Annotated in this window: 15 protein-coding genes; 10 read left to right on the top strand and 5 right to left on the bottom strand. The window is 63.1% G+C overall.

Annotation, left to right across the window (positions count from 1 at the left end; translation table 11 throughout):
* Window positions 1–107: 107 nt before the first annotated feature.
* From topA to rpmG, 7 genes are all read left to right on the top strand, one after another.
* Window positions 108–2,771: a type I DNA topoisomerase gene (topA, locus tag NKI46_RS07800; protein ID WP_352745641.1), complete on the top strand. Its 2,664-nt coding sequence runs from the start codon at window positions 108–110 to the stop codon at window positions 2,769–2,771.
* Window positions 2,772–2,775: 4 nt separating this feature from the next.
* A complete protein-coding gene (gene rnr / locus NKI46_RS07795) occupies window positions 2,776–5,082 on the top strand; it encodes a ribonuclease R (RefSeq protein WP_352745638.1) in 2,307 nt (768 codons plus the stop codon).
* Window positions 5,082–5,534 carry a DUF983 domain-containing protein gene (locus NKI46_RS07790; RefSeq protein WP_027050375.1) on the top strand — a complete coding sequence of 151 codons (453 nt, stop codon included), beginning with the start codon at window positions 5,082–5,084 and terminating at the stop codon, window positions 5,532–5,534. Before rnr ends, NKI46_RS07790 begins: the two co-directional genes overlap by 1 nt.
* 87 nt (window positions 5,535–5,621) lie before the next feature.
* Window positions 5,622–6,362 (top strand): NUDIX hydrolase, encoded by a 741-nt coding sequence (locus NKI46_RS07785; protein WP_023714243.1) that lies wholly within the window; start codon window positions 5,622–5,624, stop codon window positions 6,360–6,362.
* A gap of 79 nt (window positions 6,363–6,441) precedes the next feature.
* Window positions 6,442–7,617 carry an MFS transporter gene (locus tag NKI46_RS07780; RefSeq protein WP_352745636.1) on the top strand — a complete coding sequence of 392 codons (1,176 nt, stop codon included), beginning with the start codon at window positions 6,442–6,444 and terminating at the stop codon, window positions 7,615–7,617.
* Window positions 7,618–7,732: 115 nt separating this feature from the next.
* The gene (locus NKI46_RS07775) at window positions 7,733–8,188 is read left to right on the top strand and encodes a YqfO family protein (protein ID WP_023667572.1); all 456 of its coding nucleotides are present in this window, start codon (window positions 7,733–7,735) and stop codon (window positions 8,186–8,188) included.
* Between the two features lie 419 nt (window positions 8,189–8,607).
* Window positions 8,608–8,775 carry a 50S ribosomal protein L33 gene (rpmG, locus tag NKI46_RS07770; RefSeq protein ID WP_006201775.1) on the top strand — a complete coding sequence of 56 codons (168 nt, stop codon included), beginning with the start codon at window positions 8,608–8,610 and terminating at the stop codon, window positions 8,773–8,775.
* A gap of 408 nt (window positions 8,776–9,183) precedes the next feature.
* Here the strand turns inward: rpmG and NKI46_RS07765 are convergent, their stop codons facing one another.
* Entirely contained in the window at window positions 9,184–10,557 is a 1,374-nt protein-coding gene (locus NKI46_RS07765; RefSeq protein ID WP_352745633.1) for a PleD family two-component system response regulator, read from the bottom strand.
* Between the two features lie 24 nt (window positions 10,558–10,581).
* Window positions 10,582–10,953 (bottom strand): response regulator, encoded by a 372-nt coding sequence (locus tag NKI46_RS07760; RefSeq protein WP_023667574.1) that lies wholly within the window; start codon window positions 10,951–10,953, stop codon window positions 10,582–10,584.
* Between the two features lie 239 nt (window positions 10,954–11,192).
* Between NKI46_RS07760 and NKI46_RS07755 the strand changes: the two genes are divergently transcribed.
* Window positions 11,193–11,492, top strand: a complete 300-nt coding sequence (locus tag NKI46_RS07755; RefSeq protein ID WP_352745630.1) for a DUF3572 domain-containing protein — start codon at window positions 11,193–11,195, stop codon at window positions 11,490–11,492.
* Window positions 11,489–12,142, top strand: a complete 654-nt coding sequence (locus NKI46_RS07750) for a hypothetical protein (RefSeq protein ID WP_023681574.1) — start codon at window positions 11,489–11,491, stop codon at window positions 12,140–12,142. The genes NKI46_RS07755 and NKI46_RS07750 overlap by 4 nt, the downstream gene beginning before the upstream one ends.
* A gap of 24 nt (window positions 12,143–12,166) precedes the next feature.
* Here the strand turns inward: NKI46_RS07750 and NKI46_RS07745 are convergent, their stop codons facing one another.
* Window positions 12,167–13,672, bottom strand: coding sequence for a hypothetical protein (locus NKI46_RS07745; RefSeq protein WP_352745628.1), 1,506 nt, complete (start codon window positions 13,670–13,672; stop codon window positions 12,167–12,169).
* A 98-nt stretch (window positions 13,673–13,770) separates the two neighbouring features.
* Window positions 13,771–14,346, bottom strand: a complete 576-nt coding sequence (locus NKI46_RS07740; RefSeq protein ID WP_023710630.1) for a GNAT family N-acetyltransferase — start codon at window positions 14,344–14,346, stop codon at window positions 13,771–13,773.
* Window positions 14,347–14,413: 67 nt separating this feature from the next.
* Here NKI46_RS07740 and NKI46_RS07735 point away from each other — a divergent pair, with 67 nt between their 5' ends.
* A complete protein-coding gene (locus NKI46_RS07735; RefSeq protein ID WP_352745625.1) occupies window positions 14,414–15,742 on the top strand; it encodes a DNA polymerase IV in 1,329 nt (442 codons plus the stop codon).
* Window positions 15,743–15,748: 6 nt separating this feature from the next.
* On the opposite strand, the gene NKI46_RS07730 is transcribed toward NKI46_RS07735, so the two are convergent.
* Window positions 15,749–16,255 carry a hypothetical protein gene (locus NKI46_RS07730; protein WP_352745622.1) on the bottom strand — a complete coding sequence of 169 codons (507 nt, stop codon included), beginning with the start codon at window positions 16,253–16,255 and terminating at the stop codon, window positions 15,749–15,751.
* Window positions 16,256–16,350: the final 95 nt, after the last annotated feature.

Below are 16,350 nucleotides of genomic sequence, written 5' to 3'. Positions count from 1 at the left end.
TGGCCGCTTGCCCTTGACCGATCGCAAAAGCGCGGCCATGTGAGCGACCAATTGAATGCGTCACGCAGCGGAATTCTTCTGCCGCCCCACAGCTGATATGAGACCTCATGGACGTCGTCGTCGTCGAATCGCCGGCCAAGGCAAAGACAATCAACAAGTATCTCGGCAAGAACTTCAAGGTTCTGGCCTCGTTCGGCCATGTCCGCGATCTGCCGGCCAAGGATGGTTCGGTGCGTCCCGACGAGGATTTCGCCATGTCCTGGGCGGTCGACACCGCGTCCGGAAAGCGTCTCACCGACATCGCCAACGCGGTCAAGGATGCCGATGGCCTGATCCTCGCCACCGATCCGGATCGCGAGGGCGAAGCCATTTCCTGGCACGTGCTGGAGGTCCTCAAGCAGAAGCGCGTGTTGAAGGACAAGCCGGTCAGCCGCGTCGTCTTCAATGCCATAACCAAGTCGTCGGTGCTGGAAGCGATGGCCAATCCGCGCCAGATCGATGCACCATTGGTCGATGCCTATCTGGCTCGCCGCGCACTCGATTATCTCGTCGGCTTCACGCTGTCGCCGGTGCTGTGGCGCAAATTGCCGGGCGCCCGTTCGGCCGGCCGCGTCCAGTCGGTGGCGCTGCGCCTGGTCTGCGACCGCGAATCCGAGATCGAGCGCTTCATCCGCGAGGAATACTGGCAGATCGCTGCCCTCCTCGGCACGCCACGTAACGACAGCTTCGAGGCGCGGCTGACCGCGTTCGAGCGCAAGAAGCTGCAGAAGCTCGACATCGCCAGCAAGGCGCAGGCCGACGATATCAAGGGCATGCTCGAAGGCGCGACCTTCAAGGCTCTGTCGGTGGAAGCCAAACCGACAAGGCGCAATCCTGGCCCGCCCTTCACCACTTCGACGCTGCAGCAGGCGGCATCGTCCGGCCTCGGCTTTTCGGCGACGCGCACCATGCAGGTGGCGCAGCGCCTCTATGAAGGTATGGAGATCGGCGGCGAGACTACCGGCCTGATCACCTATATGCGAACCGACGGCGTGCAGATGGCGCCGGAGGCGATCGACGCCGCCCGCGACACCATCGCCAAGGAATTCGGCCCAAGATACCTCCCGGAAAAGCCGCGCCAGTACACAGCCAAGGCCAAGAATGCCCAGGAAGCGCACGAGGCGGTCCGCCCGACCGATTTCATGCGCACGCCGGCTTCGGTCAGGCAGTATCTCGATTCCGACCAGCTGCGGCTTTACGAATTGATCTGGAAGCGCGCCATCGCCAGCCAGATGCAGTCGGCCGAGATCGAGCGTACCACGGTCGAAATCGAGGCGGTCAATGGCGCTCGCACCGCGGAGCTTCGCGCCGTCGGTTCCGTCGTTCGCTTCGACGGCTTCATCGCCGCCTACACCGACCAGAAGGACGACGACGCCGAAGACGAGGAAAACCGTCGTCTGCCCGAGATCCGTGCCGGCGAGCAGCTGGCCCGTCAGGCGATCAATGCCACCCAGCACACCACCGAGCCGCCGCCGCGCTACTCCGAGGCGTCGCTGATCAAGAAGCTGGAAGAGCTCGGCATCGGCCGTCCGTCGACCTACACCGCGATCCTGAAGACGTTGGAAGACCGCGACTACGTCACCATCGACAAGCGCCGGCTGGTGCCGCAGGCCAAGGGCCGGCTGCTGTCGGCTTTCCTCGAAAGCTTCTTCGAGCGCTATGTCGAATATGACTTCACGGCCTCACTCGAGGAAAAGCTTGACGAGATTTCCGACGGCAAGCTCGCCTGGAAGGACGTGCTGCGTGACTTCTGGAAAGATTTTTCCGGCGCCGTCGCCGACATCAAGGAACTGCGCGTCACCGACGTGCTCGACGCGCTGAACGAGGAACTGGCGCCGCTGGTGTTCCCCGCGCGGGAGGATGGCTCGAATCCCCGCATCTGCCCAAAATGCGGCTCCGGCAATCTGTCGCTGAAACTCGGCAAGTTCGGCGCCTTCGTCGGCTGCTCCAACTATCCGGAATGTTCCTTTACCCGCCAGCTCGGCGATGCCGCCAACCCGAATGGCGAGAATGGCGGCGGCGAGGACGGCACCAAGGTGCTCGGCAACGATCCCTACACGGCAGAGGAAATCACGCTGCGCTCAGGCCGCTTCGGTCCTTATATCCAGCGCGGCGACGGCAAGGAAGCCAAGCGCTCCAGCCTGCCCAAGGGCTGGACGCCCGACTCGATCGACCATGAAAAGGCCTTGGCGCTGCTGTCGCTGCCGCGCGATATCGGCAAGCATCCTGAATCCGGCAAGATGATCTCCGCCGGGCTTGGCCGCTATGGTCCATTCGTTTTGCATGATGGCACCTATGCCAATGTCGACAGCATAGAGGATGTGTTCTCGATCGGCCTCAACCGCGCTGTCACCGTGATCGCCGAGAAGCAGCTGAAGGGCAAGGGCGGCCGCAATGGCGGCACCGCGGCGGCGCTGAAGGAACTCGGCGACCATCCCGATGGCGGCGGCAAGATCGTCGTGCGCGATGGCAAATACGGGCCCTATGTCAACTACGGCAAGGTCAACGCGACACTGCCCAAGGGCAAGGATCCGCAGTCGGTGACCGTCGAGGACGCGGTGGCGCTGATTGCCGAGAAGGAAGCCAAAGGCGGCGGCAAGAAGCCGTTCCGCAAGGCGGCAGCCGCCAAGGCCCCCGCAGCCAAGACAACCACTGGCAAGACAACCACTGGCAAGAAAACCACAGCCAAGGAATCGGCGACCAAGAAGCCGGCGGCGAAGAAAAAGGGATAGCAGCGTGGCGCGCAGGATCACCGGTAGAAGCCACGGCGATCCGCGCACCGCCGATACCCGCGCCAAGGTCAAGGACGACTATCGCCCGTCGCGTGACGAAATCCTGCGCTACATCGCCGAGAACCCCGACCGCGCGGGAAAACGCGACATCGCCAAGGCCTTTGCCTTGCGCGGCGACGACCGCATTTGGCTGAAGGACATCCTGCGCGACCTGCAGGACGAAGGCATCCTGACCAAGGAGCGCAAACGGCTGGCCCGTGTCGGCGCCTTGTCGCATGTCGCCGTACTCGACATTTTTGGCCGCGATGGCGACGGCATCCTGCTGGCGCATCCTGCCGAGCCCGTAGGCACCGGCGAACCGCCTGTCGTCTCGATCCGCGTCTCCCGCGGCGGCAATGGCCCGCAGCCGGGCATTGGCGACCGTGTGCTGGCCAAGACCTTCCCGACCGACGAGGCGACCGGGCCTGCCTATACGGGCCGCGTAATGAAGATTTTCGAGAAGCGGACAGATGCCGTGCTGGGCGTCTTCCGTATCCTGAGGGACGGCACCTTCCGAATCGAGCCGGTCGAACGTCGCCAGCCCGAACTGATCGTCGACAAGGAATTCCAGAACGGCGCCAGGAACGGCGACCTTGTCGAGGTCGAGCCGGCGCGGGCCTCCCGGTATGGTTTGCCGCGCGCAAAAGTGCTGGCTGTGCTGGGCTCGCTGACCAGCGAAAAGGCGGTCTCGATGATCGCCATCCACGCGCACGACATTCCGCATATCTTCCCGGCCGACGTCATCGCCGAATCCGAGGCGGTAAAACCGGCGACGCTTGCTCACCGCGAGGACTGGCGCGACCTGCCGCTGGTGACCATCGACCCGGCCGACGCCAAGGACCATGACGACGCCGTCTTCGCCACGCCCGACCTCGACGAGAAGAACCCCGGCGGCGTGATCGCCACGGTGGCGATCGCCGATGTTGCAGCCTATGTCCGCTATGGCACCGCACTCGATCGCGAGGCGCTGAAACGCGGCAATTCTGTCTATTTCCCCGACCGCGTCGTGCCGATGCTGCCAGAGCGCATCTCCAACGACCTGTGCTCGCTGCGAGAAGGCCAGGACCGTCCCGCGCTTGCCGTGCGCATGATTTTTGCCGCCGATGGCCGCAAGCTGCGTCACACCTTCCACCGCGTCATGATGAAATCGGCGGCAAAGCTCGCCTATCCGCAGGCCCAGGCCGCGATAGACGGCCTTCCTGACGACAAGACCGGCCCGATCCTCGATACGGTGCTGAAGCCGCTGTGGGACGCCTACGCCATCCTCAAGCGCGGCCGCGATGGCCGCCAGCCGCTCGAGCTTGATCTGCCCGAGCGCAAGATCCTGCTCAAGCCGGACGGCACCGTCGACCGCGTCGTCGTCCCGGAGCGGCTCGACGCCCACAAGCTGATCGAAGAATTCATGATCCAGGCCAATGTCGCCGCCGCCGAAACGCTGGAAGCGAAGAAGCAGGCGCTGGTCTACCGCGTCCACGATGCGCCGTCGCTGGCCAAGCAGGAATCGCTGCGCGAGTTCCTGCAGACGCTCGGCCTGTCGCTGGCGCGTGGCGCGCAGATGCGGCCCGCCCAGTTCAACGGCATTCTCGAGCGCGTGCGTGGCGCCGACAATGAGGGGCTGGTCAACGAAGTGGTGCTGCGCTCGCAGAGTCAGGCCGAATATTCGCCCAAGAACATCGGCCATTTCGGCCTCAACCTGAAGCGCTACGCGCATTTCACCTCGCCGATTCGCCGCTATGCCGATCTGATCGTGCATCGCGGGCTGATTGCCGCACTTGGGCTCGGCCCTGGCGGGCTGACGCAGGACGAAGCGACGCAGCTGGAAGACTTCGCGGTGCTGATCTCCGGCACCGAGCGCCGCGCCATGGCGGCCGAGCGCGACACCGTCGACCGGCTGATCGCTGCCTACCTCGCCGAGCGCATCGACGACCGCTTCGACGCCCGCATTTCGGGCGTCACCAAATCGGGACTATTTGTCCAATTGCCGCAGTTTGGCGCAGATGGCTTCATCCCGGTGTCAAGTCTGGATGGCGATTACTATATATATGACGAAACCGCGCGATCGCTGTTCGGAGAACGCACCGGCAAGGGTTATCAGCTTGCCGACCGCGTCGAGGTTCGCCTGATCGAGGTGGCGCCTATGGCCGGCGCGATGCGTTTCGAGATGCTGACCGACCCGAAGCCCCTGCCCGGCTCCAAACGGTCGTTTCACAAGGCAAAAGGCCGCGCCCGCGCGTCGCAATCGCGCCCGGGGTCGCGCGGCAGGAGACGATAATGGCAAGCGAAATGGGAATCCAGAAGCAGGTTTTCGGCGGCGAACATCATTCGGGCCGAGTCGCCCGCCCGCTGTGGACGGCGATGAAGCGCGGCGCCCTTGGCCGCTGCCCGCATTGCGGCGAAGGCAGGTTGTTCGCCGGCTTCACCAAAAGCGTCGACAAATGCGCCGCGTGCGGTGAGGAGTTCCACCACCACCGCGCCGACGACCTGCCCGCTTATCTCGTCATCGTCATCGTCGGCCACATCGTTCTCGGCGCCTTCATGGGCGTCGAGGCGACGTCGACGCTCTCCATGTGGCAGCACATCGCCATTTGGGTGCCGTTGACCATCGTGCTGTCGGTCGCTCTGCTGCAACCGGTCAAGGGCGCCGTCATCGGACTGCAATGGGCGCTCTATATGCACGGCTTCGGCGGCGAAAAAGACGGCACCGAGCCGCATCCCGGAACCTAGTTTGCGTCAGGGCAATGTCGCCTGGCGCAACATGCCGACCGTGAAAGGCCACTTTCGTTTGCCAGAAGTTTCCGCTAGGTCCTGCGCATGGAAGGTATGACCAAGGCGGAAGTCAGCAGGATGGACCGTGGCGCAGCCGCCCACAGCGGCCTGCCCATACGCCCGCGCGATGCCGCCACCCTGATCCTGCTCGACCGCGAGGGCGACGAGATTCTGGTGCTGATGGGCCGGCGCCATGCAGGCCACGCCTTCATGCCCGGCAAGTTCGTCTTTCCCGGCGGCCGCACCGATTCGGCCGACAGCCGCATTGCCGTTGCCACCCCATTGCTTCCGGAGGAAGAAGCCAGGCTGACCGCCGGCGTCGGCCGCATCAGCCCGTCGCGGGCCCGTGCCATCGCGCTCTCGGCCATCCGCGAGACCTATGAGGAAGCCGGCCTGCTCATCGGCCGCAAAGGCTCTTTCGCGACCGACAAGCGCGACTGGCAGGGCTTTGTCGAGCACGGCGTCCAGCCTTCGCTGGCGCCGCTGCGCTTCATTGCCCGCGCCATCACCCCGCCCAATCGCGTGCGTCGTTTCGACACCCGCTTCTTCAGCGCCTGGCGCAGCGATGTCGCCGTGGAACTGCCGGGTGGCGGCCCGACCAATGAGCTGGAAGAACTGGTCTGGCTGCCGCTCGCCAAGGCCAGAGAGGCCGATATCCCCGACATCACCCGAACGATCTTGCAGGAGCTGGAGACGCGGCTTGCCGGCGATCCGCGCCTGCGACCCGGTGGGTCCGTGCCGTTCTACCGGCTTGTCCGCAACCGCTTCGTTCGCGAAATTCTTTAGAGCAATTCCAGGAAAAGTGTGACGCGGTTTTCCGTCCGGAATTACGCAATATCAAACAGACAGAGTATTCAGGCATCACATGACGGTCGATACCCAGCAAGAGGGCGACGAGCGCGTACATTGGCTACCGATGATCGCCGCGATCTCGTCGATCAGCGTCGTCGGCATCGCCATAGGCCTCGGCATGCCGCTGCTCAGCGTTATTCTCGAGAGCCGCGGCCACTCGGCATCGATGATCGGCCTCAACACCGCGGTCGCCGGCCTCGCCTCGATCGCCGGCGCCCCGCTGGCCACGCCGCTGGCGATGCGCTTCGGCGTCGCCTGGACGATGATCGCCATGATCGCCGCCGGCGCGCTCGCCTTTGTCGGCTTCCACTTCGCGCCGGACTTCTGGATGTGGTTCCCACTACGCATCGTGCTGCACATCGCGCTGACGGTGCTGTTCATCCTGTCGGAATTCTGGATCAGCACCTCGGCCCCGCCGCGCCGGCGCGGCCTGGTGCTCGGCATCTACGCCACCGTGCTGTCGCTCGGCTTCGCCGCCGGACCATGGATCTTCGCCCATATCGGCAGCACCGGCTTCTTGCCGTTTGGCGTCATCATCGTCCTGGTCGCGCTGGCCGCAATCCCGGTGCTGGCCGCACGGAATGAAAGTCCCACAATCGTGGTTGACGGCGAAACCAGCAACTTCCTGCGCTATATCTGGCTGGTGCCGACAGCGACCGCCGCCGTGCTGGTGTTCGGCGCCGTCGAGACCGGCGGCTTTGCGCTGTTCCCCGTCTATGGCAACCGCATCGGCTATTCCGAGGCGGATGCAGCCCTCCTGCTCACCATGATCGGCCTCGGCAACGTGCTGATGCAGATCCCTATCGGCATGATCAGCGACCGCGTCTCAGACCGCCGCTATCTGCTGTTGGCCTGTGCCACCGTCGGACTTGCCGGCACCATCTTCATGCCGTTCTTCGCCGGCAATTGGCACCTGATGGCGGCGCTTCTGTTCGTCTGGGGCGGCGTGGTGGCCGCCATGTACACGATCGGCCTTGCCCATCTGGGCTCGCAGCTCTCCGGCCATGAACTGGCCTCGGCCAACGCCGCCTTCGTGCTCTGCTACGGCGTCGGCATGGTGCTTGGCCCGCAGGCGATCGGCATCGGCATGGATGCCTTCGGGCCCTCCGGCTTCGGCTGGTCGCTCGGCCTGTTCTTTGCCGCCTATATCGCCTTGGTCAGCGCCAGGCTGATCCGCAAGATCTGGTAGCCTGTCCGCCGCAGCCTGCGCAATCCTGACCGGATGTCGCCCCTGCTGACAGAACCGTGTCAGGAGACCTCAGCTAAAAGGGTGTCCCAAAAAACCCGAGTTTGAGGATACGGCGATGATCGACAGCGGCTTTGAAACCACATCTCTGCGCATGACGCTTCTGCTGCTTGTCAGCTTCCAGGCCCCGGCAGCCGATGTCGACCGCATCATGGACGCCGTGGTCGCGATCGCGCCGCTGGCAATGGGCAAATACGACCGCAACGCCTATCAAACGGCGCACGGCATCGAACGCTACCGACCGCTGGAAGGTGCAGCCGCCGGGGTCGAAACCGAACTGCGCCGCCGCCCCGGCACCGTCGAGGTCTCGTTCGAGTTGCCCGACGACCAGGTGCTCGCCGCCCGCATCGTCGAGGCGATTTTCCAGGCGCATTCCTACCAGGAGCCGGTGATCCGCATCCAGCCAATCCTCGCCAGCCGCTCCAAGGGCCTGGACGACCGCGCCAATCCGAATCGCTGGTGGAACACCACCGGGGACTGGAAGAAAGCGCTTCCAGTTAAGGAAGAAGCCTAGAAATCCGGCCCGCTGAAGGGAAGCAGCGACCTTACCTTCTCCCGTTGTGAGGTGAGAAGCGGTCCGTAGCGGACGAAAAGCCAATTGCTTGCTTTTTCGAGATTCGAACGCCCTGAGCCTGCGAAGAATTGGGCGGGGGTGACAATCCACCCTGCCCAACCCGCCGCTTCGCTGCGTCCCGGCATTCGCCGGCCCATAGCCATGCTGTCCGTCTCGTCCTCAGCCTCCATCGCGCCGATGATAAAACCGGACAACTCACGTGCTACCTAATCCGGACAACTCATGTGCTTACGACAGAGGCAAGGCGTCGGGCTTGACTTTCCGGGCACGTTCTTTATGTGTCGCGCCAAGTTTCCCGCGTCCGGGTGTTTTCCCCCGCTCCAGCGGCCAGAACCCCACGAACATAACGGACTGATACAATGGCCAAAGCCGCAAACATCAAGATCAAGCTTCTGTCGACCGCCGACACCGGTTTCTTCTACGTGACCAGCAAGAACAGCCGTACCAAGACCGACAAGCTGTCGTTCCGCAAATACGACCCGGTCGCCAAGAAGCATGTCGAGTTCAAGGAAACCAAGATCAAGTAATCTGGTTTTCATACGCTCTGTCAAAAGCGCCGCCCCTTCGGGCGGCGTTTTTGATTCAAGGCCCCGAAAGCCAGAACCCTCCGCTGTTTGGCGCGAAGTGCTCATCTCATTTTTGGGCAAAAAAGGGGGCCGGTCGGCGTACGGCAGCGGTACGAGGAGGCCACTATCTGCCAGCGCCGGCCGGCCGACCCCACGGACCCAGGAGATGCGGCGGACCTGAGCATCATGGGGTATTCGGCGAAGCGATGCGGCTGTCTACCCTCGTGCCCGCATCGCCCTTGTTCTTGCACCGCACATTTGCGCAACAATGTTTGAAAATCAATAGTTTCTTAACCAAGCCTGCCGAATCGCTTGGATTAAGGTAAATTCCTAACCCTGTCGGGTTGACTGGATAATCCGGCGTCGGACCTACGCGGCCTTGGCGACGACGCGGTTGCGGCCACCGCTCTTGGCTTCGTAAAGCGCGACGTCGGCGCGCTTCATCAGCGTCGCGACAGTGTCCGTGCCTTTCAGCACCGACGACACGCCGACGCTGACCGTGACTTCGATCGCCTTGCCTTCAGGGCCGATGGCAAACGGCAGCTGGGCGATTTCGGCGCGAATGCGCTCGGCAACCTTCTCCGCCACCGCGCCGTCCGTGTCCGGCATCACAACGACGAATTCCTCGCCGCCGAAGCGGCAGGCAAGGTCGATGCCCCTGACGTTCTTGCGCAGCCGCCTTGCGAACTCGCGCAGCACATCGTCGCCGCCATCATGGCCATGCGAGTCATTTACGGTCTTGAAGCGGTCGAGATCGGTGATCATCACCGACAGAGGCCGCCGCCGCGCCACGGCGCGGTCGAACAGCGTCTGCAGATGACTGTCGAGGTAGCGGCGGTTGTGCAGCCCGGTCAATGCGTCGGTCACCGCCATCTCGATGGTCTGGGCGACGCTGGCGCGCAGCTGATCGTTATAGCGCTTGCGCCGCACCTGGGTACGCAGCCGCGCCGTCAGCTCCTGCTGGTCGATCGGCCGCATCAGATAGTCGTTGATGCCGAGTTCGAGGCCTCTGATGATGCGGCCCTCCTCGCCTTCGTCGGCAATCAGGATGATCGGCAGGAAGCGGGTGCGGTCGAGCGAACGCAATTGCGAACACAACCGCAGCGGATCGAAATCGGTAAAACCGGTCGAGATCAGCACGCACTCATAGGGCGCCTCGGCGGCCTGGAAGAAGCCGGCATGCGGATCGGTGGCAATGTCGAGCTCGGCGCTGCCGCGCAGCATGTTCTGGATGCGCTCAACCGACGATTTGCGCTCGTCGATCAACAGCACCTTCGGCGTGGCATCCTCCGACGCGAAGCTGCGGCTCAACAGCGCCTCGATGCCGATGTTGCGGGTGGTCGATGCGCGCAGCCGCAGCTCGTCGGTCAGCGACTTCAGCCTGACCAGGCTCTTCACCCGCGTCATCAGTTGCAGATCGTTGACCGGCTTGGTGAGAAAGTCGTCGGCGCCTGCCTCGAGGCCGCGCACCCGGTCGGCAACATGGCTCAGCGCGGTCACCATGACCACCGGTATATGCGTGGTCGCCGGATCGCTTTTCAGCCGCCTGCAGACCTCGAACCCGTCCATGCCGGGCATCATCACGTCGAGCAGCACGACATCGACCTTGCCGTTTTCGCAGGTCTCGATCGCGTCCGGCCCGTTGGAGGCCGTCAACACCTCGAAATATTCGGCCAGCAGCCGAACCTCGAGAAGTTTGACATTGGCAGGGATGTCGTCGACGACGAGGATCCGCGCGGTCATGTCACAAGGCTCCGGCTGAAGGCATCAGGCATCACCGAGATAGGATTTGATGGTCTCGATGAAACGCGGCACCGAGATCGGCTTGGAGATGTAGGCCTCGCAACCGCCCTGGCGAATGCGTTCCTCGTCGCCCTTCATGGCGAAGGCGGTGACGGCGATGACCGGAATGGAATGGAGGTCGTCGTCCTCCTTCAGCCATTTCGTCACTTCCAGCCCCGACACTTCGGGCAGCTGGATGTCCATCAGGATCAGGTCGGGCCTGTGCTGGCGCGCCAGATCGAGCGCCTCGAGCCCGTTGCGCGTGCGCACCGTTTCATAACCGCTGGCTTCGATGAGGTCGCGAAAGAGCTTCATATTGAGCTCGTTGTCCTCGACGATCATGACCTTCTTAGGCATCGATTTCCCGTCCCGGCCAGGCTTCTGCCCGAAGCCCTGCCGCTATGCGCCCTTGTCGAAGCACACCAAACCCTCGCTCACTCTTAAGGCAATATGATTGACGAAATGGAAACCCGAAGCGGCAAAAGCCATTCGGATTCCACCTCGAAAACCACATTGGATCGGGGCTGTGGCTTGCCGCAGGCGACGCTTGCGATTACTGCGGAAAAGAGACTCATTTCCGCAACGAGAAAGTAGTGATGGCAAACGCAGCGTCAATGCGCGAGGAAGCGGAAACCATTGCCGTGAAGGCACTGGGCTTCGTCGCCGCCGACCCCGAACTCCTGCCGCGCTTCCTGGCCATCACCGGCATCGAGGCGTCCGCCATCCGCCGCGCCGCGGCCGAACCGGGATTCCTTGCCGGCGTGCTGCAGTTCATGCTTGCCCACGAGCCGACCTTGCTGCGCTTTGCCGAGGAAACCGACACGCCCCCGGCCGCCATCGGCAAGGCGTTGCTGGCGCTGCCTCTTGGCGGCGACGACCATGAGCATTCGATATGAGCGACGATCCCGAGACGGCACGCCAGATCGCCGAACTTGCAGCCGACGACCGGCCTCTGCTGATCCTCGATGTCGACGATGTCGTGCTCGAATTCATCCGGCCGTTTCCGCATTTCCTGAAATCGCGCGGCTTCGGCCTGACCCTGGCCTCCTTCCGTCTCACCGGCAACATTGCCGAAACGGCGAGCGGCCGGCTGATCGAACAGCCGGAGGTGACGGCACTTCTCGGAGATTTCTTCGATACGCAGGCCGACTGGCAGAGCGTTACCGACGGTGCCGAACAAGCGCTTGCCAGCCTCAGCGACCGCGTCGAGATCGTCCTTTTGACCGCCATGCCGCACCGGCATCGCGCCGCCCGCCGCGCCCATCTCGATGCGCTCGGTCTGCCCTATCCGCTGTTGACCACCGAAATGGCCAAGGGACCCGCGGTGGCCAAATTGCGTGGTAGCAGAGGCCGGCCGGTAGCCTTTGTCGACGACCAGCCCGCCAACCTCATCTCGGCACGCAACTCGGTTGCCGACGCCCATCTCTTCCACCTGATGGCCGACAATTCGCTGCGCGCCTTCCTGCCGCCGGTGCCGGACGACATCATCTCCGTCGAGGACTGGCACGAGGCCGCGCCAAAGATTGCTAGCGCGCTGGGACTCTGAGTTAGCCGCCCCCGAGGTCAGTGCTCAAGGCTTCGTTGCTGTCCCAGGGATCGCATCCGGATCGGCGTTGTCTTCCACGACCGGATCAGGCCCCTTCAGCATGGCGCCGTTGACCGTCACCGACCCATCGTGCCTGGCGTTGATCACCCATTCGATACGGCCGTCCGGCAGCGTCTTGGCAAATCCCTTGATGGCCAAGGCGCCGGTAAAAGCCTGTGAGGCCTGCGGGTCGGTCTTCGCCGCCTCCTGCAGGCTTGCCACGATCTTGTCGTAGCCGGTCACGTCGATTGTCACGTTGGCATCGGGCTTCTCGCCATCGGGAAACGTCATATCGCCCTCCAGCCCGATTTCGGCACCGCCGCCCTGGACCGTGCTGTGGCCGATGAGGATCTTGGGGCCGTTCGCCAGAAAATCTTTCTTCAGGCCGTCGCCGAAATCCGCCGAAAGCGGCGGGTTGTTGTTGAGATCGAAGGCCTCGATAGCCTTCTTGGCCATTGTGTCGAGATCGATGTTGGCCCCACCGAAATTGAGGTCGATGTCGGTGGGCAACAGCGCGACGCTCCAGGCTGGAACAAGATTTTGCGGTATCGAGAGCCCAGACGCTTTGATCCCGTAGCTGATCGTTCCGTTGCGCGAGACACCGTCCATGCCGAAGGCGATGCCGAGTGTTGCTGCGCCGAAACTGCCGATCGGGCTGCCGACGCTGAAATCCTTGAGACTATAAGCCCCATCAATCCGCTCCCATATCGGCAGCGCGGTCAGAAGATGCGATTTGAGCTCCGCCTGATTGGCTTTCAGTTTCGCCTCGTCCTCATTGGCCACGGCGAAAGCCAACAGGTCCAGAATAGGCTTCGTGCGCAGCCCCTTGCCTTTCGCGTCGACCGAAAATTCGGGCGACTTGACCGTCAGCGGGATTTTCTGCCCGCTGTTGGGGTTGTCGATCGTGATGACCTCTGCAAAATCGGCAATCGTCTGAACCATGCTAAAATCGACACCGCCATTTGCGCCCTTGGTAGCGCTCATTGTGGCGGTTCCAGCACCAGAACTCATCTCCGTGCGCTGCCTGGCGTCCTGCGACGTCATATTCATGCCTTCAAGTGACGACGTGGCGCTGCTGAAAGCCGCCAACTCGGGATCGTAGACACCAACGAACTTCCCGCCCTTGATAGACATCTTCATGCTTTGCGGCCCCTGAGGGCCGTTGAACTCCATCGACCCTTCCGGCGCCAGATTGCCTGAGACATCCCACGCGCCATCGCTGCGTGGTTTGGTCAACAGCGTATAAGGGGTGAGATCGAGCTTCAGGCCATCCTGTTTTGCCAAGAGTTCCACGACGGGCTTGAAATCGAATGCGAGCTTGTAGGCGTCGCCTTCGACCGAGACCTTCAGAAATCCGATCTCGAACGGCTTCTTGCTGAAATAGCGCGCCAGATTGTCGGTAAGCTGCTTGGCGCCCTCGCTGTCGACCGTCTGCCCAAGCGCCGGCGCACTGCAGGCTAGAAGCAAAGCGAATGGCAAAACGCGCTTCATATCGATCCTCCACTTTATTGCAGTCGTCAAAACCGCTTCTACCACTGGTAGGAAAATACCATCACAGCCGCAAGACAAGACCTATGGATTGCTGCCGCCTACAGCACAAGCCGCATCAGCGGCCGGCCGGCCTTGCGTTCGAGGAGCCGCTCGAAGCCGGCCTTTTCGAACACACGCGACGAGCCGACGAACAGCCCGATCGAACGCGAATCGCGCGACACGTCGATCGGACACGCCTCGACCAGCCGCGCCTTGTTCTGGCGGGCAAAAGCGATGCCGCCCTCGACCAGGCGGTGGCTGACGCCCCGGCCGCGCGCGCTGGCGCGGATGAAGAAGCAGGAGATGGCCCAGACGCCGGGATCTACGGCGTCGGTTGGATCGACCGGCGCCGAGCCCCGGCCCCGATTGTTCCATTCGGGCACGTCGGCGCGTGGACCGATCTGCATCCAGCCGACCGCCTGGCCGTCCTCGAAGGCCAAAAGCCCCGGCGGCGGCCCGGCCTCGATACGCGCCTTGATATGATCCTTGTTGCGTTGCTTGTCGCTGGCCCGTCGGACCGCCGGCGCCATCCGGAAATGCGTGCACCAGCAGCCGTAACAGGCGCCCTGCTTGCCGAAAAGATCCTCGAAATCCGCCCATAGGTCAGGCGCCAGCGGCGCTATGGTGGTGCTCATGAGTTCTCTCCCGGCTAACCGCTTGTGGCGGCTTCCGTCCTGACGTACCATTGCATCTGTTCTCTTTATGTTCGCAGCGATGGCGGCCCCTGTCAACAATCCCGAGCACGGTTTTTGCCGCGACTGCCTGACCCTTCAGCGCAGCGATACCAGGCGCTGTGAGCGTTGCGGCAGCCCTCGACTCACCCGCCATCCCGAGCTCTACCAGCTGCATCTGGCGCATATCGATTGCGACGCCTTCTATGCGGCGATCGAAAAGCGCGACAATCCGGCGCTGAAGGACAAGCCGCTGATCATCGGCGGCGGCAAGCGCGGCGTCGTCTCCACCGCCTGCTACATCGCCCGCATCAAGGGGGTGCGCTCGGCAATGCCGATGTTCAAGGCGCTCGAAGCCTGTCCGGAAGCGATCGTCATCCCGCCCAATATGGAGAAATACGTCCGCGTCGGCCGCGAGGTCCGCGCGCTGATGCAGGCGCTGACGCCGCTGGTCGAGCCACTCTCCATCGACGAGGCGCTTCTCGACCTCGCCGGCACCGAGCGCCTGCACGGCATGCCGCCGGCAGTGGTGCTGGCACGCTTTGCGCAGACCGTCGAAAAGGAAATCGGCATCACCGTTTCGGCCGGCCTTTCCTACTGCAAGTTCCTGGCCAAGGTTGCCTCCGATTTCCGCAAGCCGCGCGGCTTTTCGGTGATCGGCGAAGCCGAGGCGCTGGGTTTCCTGGCCGAACAGCCGGTGACGTTGATCTGGGGCGTCGGCAAGGCTTTTGCCGCAACGCTCGAACGCGACGGCATCCGCAGCATCGCCCAGTTGCAGCGCATGGAGCGCGCCGATCTTATGCGCCGCTATGGCGTGATGGGCACCCGGCTCTACCATCTCTCGCGCGGCCAGGACGACCGCCGTGTCGATCCTGACCAGGATGCGAAAAGTGTGTCGGCCGAAACCACTTTCGACACCGACATAGCTGAAATGGGCGAACTGGTTCCAGTGCTGAGGGGATTGTCGGAAAAGGTCTCGGCGCGGCTGAAGAAGTCAGGCATTGCCGGGCGCACCGTGGTGCTGAAGCTGAAGACGCAGGATTTCAAGCTGCGCACCCGCAACCGCCAGCTCGGCGACCCGACAAGGCTGGCCGACCGTATTTTCCAGACCGGGCTCGACCTGTTGCGCAAGGAGGCGGACGGGACAAAGTACCGGCTGCTCGGCATCGGTGTCAGCGATCTCTCGGATGACGAGAAGGCCGATCCGCCCGATCTCGTCGACGTCGGCTCGCGCAAGCGCGCCATGGCCGAAAGCGCCATCGATACGCTGCGCGACAAGTTCGGCAAGAAGGCGGTGGAAACCGGCTACACCTTCGGTAAAGGCCGCAACGCCAACCCGCCGGAGCCGATCGAGGAGTGAGACGGCTTAGATACGCTTGAGATCGATGCGGCTCGTCACCACGTTGTTGCCGGTTTTCGGATCGACGTCGGTAACGGTCAACCGCATTCCGTCGCCGCTGGTTTTCTCGACCGTCAACCGCACCTTGCGATCGCCATTGACCTCCGCCGCCCAGCGAATGCCGAGACTGAGCGCGTTCCCGGAACGGCTGCCGGCGAGCTGTGCCGGCCCGGTGCGCGACCCGACATAGACGCCAGTATACTTCGCCCCGCGGGCCTTCAGATTGGCGCTGATGGCGCGCGTCACCACGACAAGACCACGGCAATTGCCGTCAAGCGACAATGAACTCGAGGTCGCGTCGGAATTGAAGGTGCAGGACACATTCACCGTCGGTGCGTCGGTGGTGACCTTGACTGTCCCCTTGCCGGAGAAATTCCCTTGCAAGGAGCTGAGAAAATTCGCCTCGTCGGCATCGGCCGTGGCGCTTGCAGTTAGCAGGCAGCCGGCTAGCAGAAACCGCGCGAATGATTTCATCGGAATCTCTCCCCCGTTGATGTTTAAGAAACGATGCGTCCAGCAATTGGCCAATACCGGGAACCAACGCCTGCCGTTGCGTCAGGTTCCACTTC

Origin of the sequence: Mesorhizobium sp. M0615, assembly GCF_040320805.1 — a bacterium.
Lineage (GTDB): Bacteria > Pseudomonadota > Alphaproteobacteria > Rhizobiales > Rhizobiaceae > Mesorhizobium.
This window is presented reverse-complemented; position numbering and strand designations above follow the sequence as displayed.